7 protein-coding genes and 1 pseudogene are annotated in these 7,566 nt (G+C 73.8%); 5 read left to right on the top strand and 3 right to left on the bottom strand.

The window, feature by feature from the left end; all coding sequences use genetic code 11:
* The 3 genes from KSNIM_RS32800 to KSNIM_RS32790 all read right to left on the bottom strand — a co-directional run.
* Positions 1–213, bottom strand: a 213-nt coding sequence (locus tag KSNIM_RS32800) for a PAS domain-containing protein (protein ID WP_263106779.1), incomplete at its 3' end; no start/stop codon positions are given.
* 131 nt (positions 214–344) lie between these two features.
* Complete coding sequence (locus tag KSNIM_RS32795) at positions 345–860, bottom strand: hypothetical protein (RefSeq protein WP_263106778.1); 516 nt, start codon at positions 858–860, stop codon at positions 345–347.
* Positions 861–936: 76 nt separating this feature from the next.
* Positions 937–2,454, bottom strand: a complete 1,518-nt coding sequence (locus KSNIM_RS32790) for an alkaline phosphatase (RefSeq protein ID WP_263106777.1) — start codon at positions 2,452–2,454, stop codon at positions 937–939.
* Positions 2,455–2,591: 137 nt separating this feature from the next.
* On the opposite strand from KSNIM_RS32790, the pseudogene KSNIM_RS39510 reads away from it, so the two are divergent.
* The 5 genes and pseudogenes from KSNIM_RS39510 to KSNIM_RS32770 form a co-directional block, all read left to right on the top strand.
* Positions 2,592–2,828: pseudogene (locus KSNIM_RS39510) on the top strand (helix-turn-helix domain-containing protein); the annotation flags it as partial.
* Positions 2,829–3,074: 246 nt separating this feature from the next.
* A complete protein-coding gene (locus KSNIM_RS32785) occupies positions 3,075–4,556 on the top strand; it encodes an APC family permease (RefSeq protein ID WP_263106776.1) in 1,482 nt (493 codons plus the stop codon).
* Positions 4,553–4,993, top strand: coding sequence for a hypothetical protein (locus KSNIM_RS32780; protein ID WP_263106775.1), 441 nt, complete (start codon positions 4,553–4,555; stop codon positions 4,991–4,993). The genes KSNIM_RS32785 and KSNIM_RS32780 overlap by 4 nt, the downstream gene beginning before the upstream one ends.
* Positions 4,994–5,053: 60 nt before the next feature.
* Positions 5,054–6,409 (top strand): dipeptidase, encoded by a 1,356-nt coding sequence (locus tag KSNIM_RS32775; protein ID WP_263106774.1) that lies wholly within the window; start codon positions 5,054–5,056, stop codon positions 6,407–6,409.
* A 25-nt stretch (positions 6,410–6,434) separates the two neighbouring features.
* Positions 6,435–7,556 (top strand): aminopeptidase P family protein, encoded by a 1,122-nt coding sequence (locus tag KSNIM_RS32770; protein ID WP_263106773.1) that lies wholly within the window; start codon positions 6,435–6,437, stop codon positions 7,554–7,556.
* The last annotated feature ends 10 nt before the right edge of the window (positions 7,557–7,566 follow it).

Below are 7,566 nucleotides of genomic sequence, written 5' to 3'. Positions count from 1 at the left end.
GCCGCGGGCGAGTGCGCGGAGTGCCGCGGCGGGCGGCGGGACGGCGAGCAGGTCGCCGGCGGGGCGGCCGACCGCCTGCTCGGGGCGGTGGCCGAGCAGCCGCCGGGCACCGGGGCTCCAGGCGGTCAGCAGGCCGTCGGGGCCGACGACGGCCGCAGCGCTCCCCGGCGGGGAGGCGCGTTCGCCCTCCGCTGGGCCGACCGTATCGTCCATCGGTGCTCTTCTCGCCGTCGCCGGGGCCGCCGGCCTCGCCCGTGCGGGGCCCGGGCCCGCGCGTGCACCCTCCAGCATGGCCCGCGGCCGGGGCGGGCTCAAACCGTGCCGGGTGCCCGGCGTGGCGGTGGCTACTCGTTGACGAGCACCGGCAGCGAGAGGACGGCCGCGGCGGGGGTGCCGGTGAGCTGGTCGGCGCCGACGGTGAGGTCGATGCCCTCGCGGCCGGCGTGCGGGCCGTCGTGCCGGCCGGAGGCCTCCTCCTCTTCCTGGTAGAGGAAGGCGCCGGTGCCGACCAGGGTGCCCTTGGCGTCGTAGAAGGCGGCGTGCAGTTCGAGGGCGAGGACGTCGCTGACGTCGGAGGTGACGGTGAGGTGGCCGGTGACGGTCCTGCCGCCGTCCAGCCGCAGGCCGGTGAGGCGGACGCGGTCGGTGAACGGGCCGTCCTCGACGCGGACCTCGCCGGGGGCGGGCGGCGTGGCGAGGGCGGCGGCGGGCGCGGCGGCCTGCCTGGGGGCGGGCAGCGCGACCGAGGGCACGGGCGCCGGCCGCGGGTCGTCCGCGGAGGCGGCGGAGCAGGCGGCGAGCAGGCCGAGGGCGAGGGCGGCCAGGGCGGGGCGGGCGAGGGCGCCGAGGCGGGGGTGCATGGGGCTCCTGGGTGTCGGCGGGGCCGGGAGGATCGCGCCTCCCGGCCCCTGTTCCGGCGAGGGGTGGCACGGCGGGTCAGTGCCGCGGGGCCTTCCGGAAGAGCGCGCTGTACATCTTCCCGTACAGCGCGGTGTTGTCCTGGCTGGCGGCGAACCGGTCGCCGCCCGGGCCGTAGGCGAAGATCGGCACGTCGGCGCCGGTGTGGTTGCCGGACAGGTAGGTCAGCCAGAGGCTGGCCTCGGCGGTGCCGTCCTTGACGTCGGCCGGGTCGTCCGGGGTGCGGAAGGTCGCCGGCGCGAAGTTCTTCGGATCGCCGGCGCCCGCGCCGTTGACGATGCCGCTGGAGCGGGCCGGGTCCTTGGCGCCGCTGGTGGGCCGGCTGGGCAGGCTGTTGTTGGCGGTGTTGCCGGCGTCGGTGTTGGCCGGCGGGGCGGCCGCCTCGGCGTTGGTGAAGGAGCCCTTCTCGATGATGTTGAAGCCGGCGCACTCGTGGTCGGCGGTGACGATCACGAGGGTGTGGCCGTCCTTCTTGGCGAAGTCCACGGCGGCGGCGACGGCGTCGTCGAAGGCCTTGACCTCGCCGAGGGTCTGGGCGGCGTCGTTGGCGTGCGAGCGCTTGTCGATCTGCGCGCCCTCGACCTGGAGGAAGAAGCCCTTGTGGTTGTTCTTGCCGAGCAGCGAGACGGCCTTGTTCGTCATCTCGGCGAGGGTGGGCTCCTGGCGCTGCGGGGCGTCGGCGGGCAGCGCGGCCTTGGCCTGCTCGACCGTCAGGTTGCCGCGGTTGAACAGGCCGACGACCTTGCGGCCCTTGGCGGCGGCGAGGTCGGCCCTGGTGGCGACCTTCTGGGTGGCGGCGGTCTGCGCGGGCACGGCGGGGTCGCCGAAGCTGCCGAGGACCTGGTAGCCCTGGGCCTGGAGGGCCTTCTGGTCGTCCGGCTCGAAGCGGGCGAGGCCGCCGCCGAGGACGACGTCGGCGGCGCCGTTGCGGGCGATCTGCTCGGCGATCGGGGTGATCAGGGTGCGGTCGGCGGGCGCCGGCTCGTAGCTGCCGTCGGCCTTCTTGGGCAGGCAGGCCGCGTCCGAGTAGACCGGGCCCTGGCAGCCGCGCAGCAGGGCGTGGCTGAACTGGGCGGCCGGGGTGGCGTCGGTGATCTCCGCGGTGGAGACGTTGCCGGTGGCGAAGCCGGCCGCGTGGGCCTGCTCCATGAGGGTCGTGACCTTCTTCTCGTACGCGTCGACGCCGATCGCCGCGTTGTAGGTCTTCACGCCGGAGGACCAGGCGGTGGCGGAGCTGGCGGAGTCGGTGACCAGGGCGGGCCGGGTGCCGTCCTTCTCGACGGCGTGGGTCGCCACGGCGCCGGTGAAGGGCAGCTTCTCCATGTTCAGGCGGCCGGCGGCGCCGTAGTAGCGCTCGCGGCCGGCGGTCACGTGCGTGCGGCCCATGCCGTCGCCGAGCAGGTAGATGACGTTGCGGATGTCCGCGCGGTGCTCGTTCCGCTCGGCCGGCTCGGAGTGGGCGGTGACCGCCGCACCGCCGACCAGGCTGCCCGAGAGTGCCAGCACGGTGGCGGCCTTCAAGGCCTTGCGCTGCATCAGGGTGTCTCCTCGACACATCGGCGCGCCCGGCAGGTCGGTGCCGCGGCGCGCACCCGGGAACGACCCCGGACGGTGTGAAGATAGGAGCACGAAGTGAACCGGATACGCCGTGAACATGACGCACGGTCGAACACCTGACGCAGCGTCAAGATCACCCGTCCGGCACCGGGGCACCGCTGCTCGGTCGGCTCTGCCTTCGCAGCCGGAGCCCGGAAGACCTGGCGACCCTGGACACGTACTGCGCCACCGCCTCGCTGCGCCGGGCGGCGGAGCTCCTGCACCTGCACCACAGCAGCCTCGCCCGCCGCGCCGAGCAGACCTGCCGGGCCCCGGGCATCGACCTCGGCGAACCCGCCGGCCTGATGCGGGCCCGGCTCGCCCTCACCACCCGGCGGCTCACCCGGGACCGACGGTCCGGCCCACCGCCGCTCCGCCGGTTCGGCCCGGCCGCCGTCCGGGCACAACCCGTGCCCATGCTGCGCGGACGGGGCCGCCGCCGCCCGCCTTGTACGGCCGTCCGGGAAGCGTCGTCACACGAACGGGCCGAGCCGGATGCGCCGGACGGGGCGGCCACGGAGGGTGAGGGAGCAGCCCGACGCTGCCGGAGGGAGTGTGCGATGAGCGCGATGGACGTCCCAGCCGAGGGCGGCCGGTCGGTCAGCAGAGCACCGGCCGTGCAGCAGGCGGTGGCGGCCCCACGGATGACCTGGCTGACGCTGGCCCTGATGACGACCAGTTCGGTGGCGAGCCTGCGGGCGGCGCCCACCATGGCGGTGTACGGCCTGGCCTGCGTGTTCCTGTACCTCGTCCCGGCGATCGTCTTCCTGCTGCCGACCGCGCTGGTCTCCGCCGAGCTCGCCTCCGGCTGGACGGGCGGCGTCTACAACTGGGTGGCCCAGGGACTGTCGAAGCCGCTGGGCTTCCTCGCGGTGTGGTGCCAGTTCGCGATGACGATCTTCTACTACCCCAGCCTGCTGGCCTACGTGGCCTCGACCATCGCGTACGTGATCGATCCGGCGCTGGCCAACAGCGGCCTCTACACCGCCGTCGTGATCACGGTGCTGTACTGGACGGGTGTCTGGGTGTCCGCCCGCGGCACCGGCGCGGTCGCCGGCCTCGCCTCCTGGGGCCTGGTGATCGGCACCCTGGTCCCCGGCACGCTGCTGGTCGTGCTCGGCCTGGTCTTCCTCGGCCAGGGCAACCCCTCCGCGGCGCCGATGAACGCAAGCCACTTCTTCCCGGCCTGGACGGGCCTGGCCAGCCTGGTGCTGATCGTCAACAACTTCCTCAGCTACTCGGGCATGGAGATGAACGCCGTCCATGTCTCCTCGCTGAACGACCCGCCGAGGGAGTTCCCGAAGTCGATGTTCCTGGCGATGGGCCTGGTGCTGCTGATCTTCATCCTGCCCGCGCTGGCGATCAGCTGGGTGGTGCCCGCCGACCAGCTCAGCCTGACGGCCGGTGTGATGCAGGCCTTCGACGCGTTCTTCCAGTACTTCGACATCGGCTGGCTGACCCCGGTGATCGCGGTCGGCCTGGTCGCAGCCTCGCTCGGCGGCATGCTCACCTGGCTGGCCGGCCCGTCCAAGGGCCTGCTGCTGATCTCCCGCCAGGAGGGCTACCTGCCGCCGTTCCTGCAGAAGCTCAACGCGCACGGCGTCCAGCAGAACATCCTGGTCACCCAGGGTGTGGTCACCACGGGCATCGCGCTGATGTACGCCTTCATCCCGAGCGTCTCCAGCGCGTACTGGATCTTCTCCGTGATCACCACCCAGGTGTACCTGATCATGTATCTGCTGATGTTCCTCGCGGCGATCCGGCTGCGCCGCAACCAGCCCGAGCACCCGCGCGGCTACCACGCCCCGGCGCTGGTCACGCTCTGCGTGACCGGCTTCCTGGCCTCCGCGGCGGCGATGGTCATCGGCTTCGTGCCGTCCTCGCAGTTCAGCGGCGGCAGCGTCTGGTCGTACGTCCTGATCGTCGGCGGCGGCCTGCTGCTGCTCGGCCTGATCATCCCGTTCACCTTCCTGAAGACCCGCAAGCCGAGCTGGCGTCAGCCCGACGCCGGGGCCGCGGCCCCCGAAGGACGTGCGGCATGAGCCCGACGAGGATGGCCTCCGAGCACCGCTGGATCTACATCGGCGCGATCGTGCTGCTGGTCGCGATGCTGGTCGTGGGCCTGCTGACCTACACCCAGCAGCACGCCACCAACGAGTCCTACCGCAAGGCGCAGCAGCTCTCCGACGAGCTGGTCGCGGCCGGCTACCGGGCCGTCCCCGACCAGGACCAGATCGCGAAGACACTGGGCACCGGCGGCGGCGCCGTCTGCGAGAACCCGGCCGGCGCGCTGCAGAACGCCCTGTGGAAGGTCAACCTGGCGAACGGGGCGGCCGGACCCGGCCAGCGCCCGGTCGTCGCCGACGCCAGGACCGTGGAGGCCGAGGCCATCGTGCTGAACGTGTACTGCCCGGACAAGCTCGAGGACTTCCGCCACAAGCTCGACGACCTCGACACCGCCAAGACCGTCAACACCTGACCCGGCCGGCCGTGCCGCCCACCGCGGCGGCACGGCCCGCCCGCGCCCCCGGGAGCCGCCATGTCCGACCCCGCAGACGACCTCGCAGGGCGGATCTCCGCCCTGATGCCCCGCGCCCTGGCCGACCTCGCCGAGCTGGTCGCGATCCCCTCGGTGGCCGACCCCCGCCTGTACCCGCCGGAGCACTGCCGGCGGGCCGCCGAGTGGGTCGCCGGCGCCTTCGCCGAGGCGGGCCTGCACGACGTGCACCTCGCCGAGACGCCCGACGGCAGCCACGCCGTGATCGGCCACCGTCCGCCGCCGCCCGGCGCCCCGACCGTGCTGCTGTACTGCCACTACGACGTGCAGCCGCCGCTGGACGACACGGCCTGGACCTCGCCGCCCTTCGAGCTGACCGAGCGCGACGGCCGGCTGTACGGGCGCGGCTCCGCCGACTGCAAGGGCAACGTCGTCATGCACCTCACCGCCCTGCGGGCGCTCGGTGACGACGTCCCGGTCGGCATCAAGTTCGTCGCCGAGGGCTCGGAGGAACAGGGCACCGGCGGCCTGGAGGCGTACGTGCGGCAGCACACCGACGAGCTGCACGCCGACGCCCTGCTGATCTGCGACACCGGCAACGCCGCGGTCGGCGTGCCCACCGCCACCACCAGCCTGCGCGGCCTCGCCAACGTGGTCGTCACCGTGCGGACGCTGGCCGGCGACCTGCACTCCGGCATGTTCGGCGGGCCCGCCCCCGACGCGCTCGCCGCACTGATCCGCATCCTCGACTCGCTGCGCGACGCCGACGGCGGCACCCGGATCAAGGGCCTGGACGGCGACGGGACGTGGCCGGGCGTCGGCTACGACGAGCAGCAGTTCCGCCGCGACGCGGGCGTCCTGGACGGCGTCGCGCTGACCGGCTCCGGCACGGTCGCCGACCGGCTGTGGGCCCGGCCCGCGGTCACCGTCCTCGGCATCGACTGCCCGCCGGTGGTCGGTTCGGCCGCCGCCGTGCCCGCCACCGCCCGGGCCCGGGTGAGCCTGCGGGTGCCGCCCGGCACCGACCCGCAGGCGGCCCGCGACGCGCTCGCCGCCCACCTCACCGGGGCCGCGCCGTGGGGCGCCAGGGTCGAGGTCGAGACCGAGGGCACCGGCTCGCCGTTCCGCGCCGCCACCGACGGCCGGGCGTACGCGGCGCTCGACCGGGCCATGCGGCGGGCGTACGGCACACCGATCTCCTTCCTCGGCCAGGGCGGCTCCATCCCACTGTGCAACGTGCTCGCCGACACCTACCGCGAGGCGGAGATCGTCCTGATGGGCGTCGAGGAGCCGCGCTGCCTCATCCACGCGCCGAACGAGAGCGTCGATCCGTCCGAGATCGAGCACATGGCCCTTGTCGAGGCCCTGTTCCTGCGGTACTACGCAGACCGTTCCTGACCGTCCCTCCGGAGAGGCCGCCGCCATGCCCGCACCGTTCACCACCGAGGACTTCTCCCGCCGGATGGCGCTGGCGGTCGAGACCGCCGCCCTGGCCGGCCTCTCCGGACTGGTCGTCACCCCCGGCCCCGACCTGGTCTACCTGACGGGCTACCGGCCCACCGCCATGACCGAGCGGCTGACCGTGCTGCTGCTCACCCCGGACGCCGACCCCGTGCTGGTGGTGCCGCGGCTGGAACGGCCGGACGCCGAGGCCGCCCCGGGCGCCGCCGCCGTCCGGTTCACCGACTGGACGGACGGCACCGACCCCTACCGCGAGGCCGTGGCGCCCGTCCTGGACCCGGCGGGCTGCTACGGCATCTCCGACTCCGCCTGGGCGCTGCACCTGATCGCCCTCCAGGAGGCGCTGCCGGACAGCCGGTACACCTCACTGACGCAGTCGCTGCCGATGCTGCGGGCCGTCAAGGACCCGGACGAGCTGGAGCGGCTCGCCGCGGCCGGCGGGGCCGCCGACGCCACCTACCGGCGGATCCTGGAGGTCCCGTTCGCCGGCCGCACCGAGAACGAGGTCGCCGCCGACCTCGCCTCGCTGCTGCTCGAGTACGGGCACAGCCAGGTCGACTTCACCGTGGTCGGCTCCGGCCCGAACGGCGCCAATCCGCACCACGAGGCCGACGACCGCGTGATCGAGGAGGGCGACACCGTCGTCCTCGACTTCGGCGGCCTCAAGGACGGCTACGGCTCCGACACCACCCGGACGGTGCACGTCGGCCAGGACGCGCCGCCCGAGGTCCAGGAGGTGCACGAGGTGGTGCGGCGGGCCCAGCAGGCGGCGTTCGAGGCCGTCCGGCCCGGCGTGGAGTGCCAGGAGATCGACCGGGTCGCCCGGGCCGTGATCACCGAGGCCGGGTACGGCGAGTACTTCATCCACCGCACCGGCCACGGCATCGGCCTCACCACGCACGAGCCGCCGTACATGGTCGAGGGCGAGAGGCAGCAGCTGGTGCCCGGCATGTGCTTCTCCATCGAACCGGGGATCTATCTGCCCGGCCGGTTCGGCGTCCGCATCGAGGACATCGTGACCGTCACCCCGCACGGCGGCCGCCGCCTCAACAACACCCCGCACGACCTGGGCACGGTCGCCTGACGACCGTCCT

The organism is Kitasatospora sp. DSM 101779, assembly GCF_025655475.1.
Lineage (GTDB): Bacteria > Actinomycetota > Actinomycetes > Streptomycetales > Streptomycetaceae > Kitasatospora.
This window is presented reverse-complemented; position numbering and strand designations above follow the sequence as displayed.

Coding starts and splice junctions, on each gene's coding strand:
- KSNIM_RS32795 (WP_263106778.1), bottom strand. CDS start 860: ATGCACCCCCGCCTCGGCGCCCTCGCCCGCCCCGCCCTGGCCGCCCTC.
- KSNIM_RS32790 (WP_263106777.1), bottom strand. CDS start 2,454: ATGCAGCGCAAGGCCTTGAAGGCCGCCACCGTGCTGGCACTCTCGGGC.
- KSNIM_RS32785 (WP_263106776.1), top strand. CDS start 3,075: ATGAGCGCGATGGACGTCCCAGCCGAGGGCGGCCGGTCGGTCAGCAGA.
- KSNIM_RS32780 (WP_263106775.1), top strand. CDS start 4,553: ATGAGCCCGACGAGGATGGCCTCCGAGCACCGCTGGATCTACATCGGC.
- KSNIM_RS32775 (WP_263106774.1), top strand. CDS start 5,054: ATGTCCGACCCCGCAGACGACCTCGCAGGGCGGATCTCCGCCCTGATG.
- KSNIM_RS32770 (WP_263106773.1), top strand. CDS start 6,435: ATGCCCGCACCGTTCACCACCGAGGACTTCTCCCGCCGGATGGCGCTG.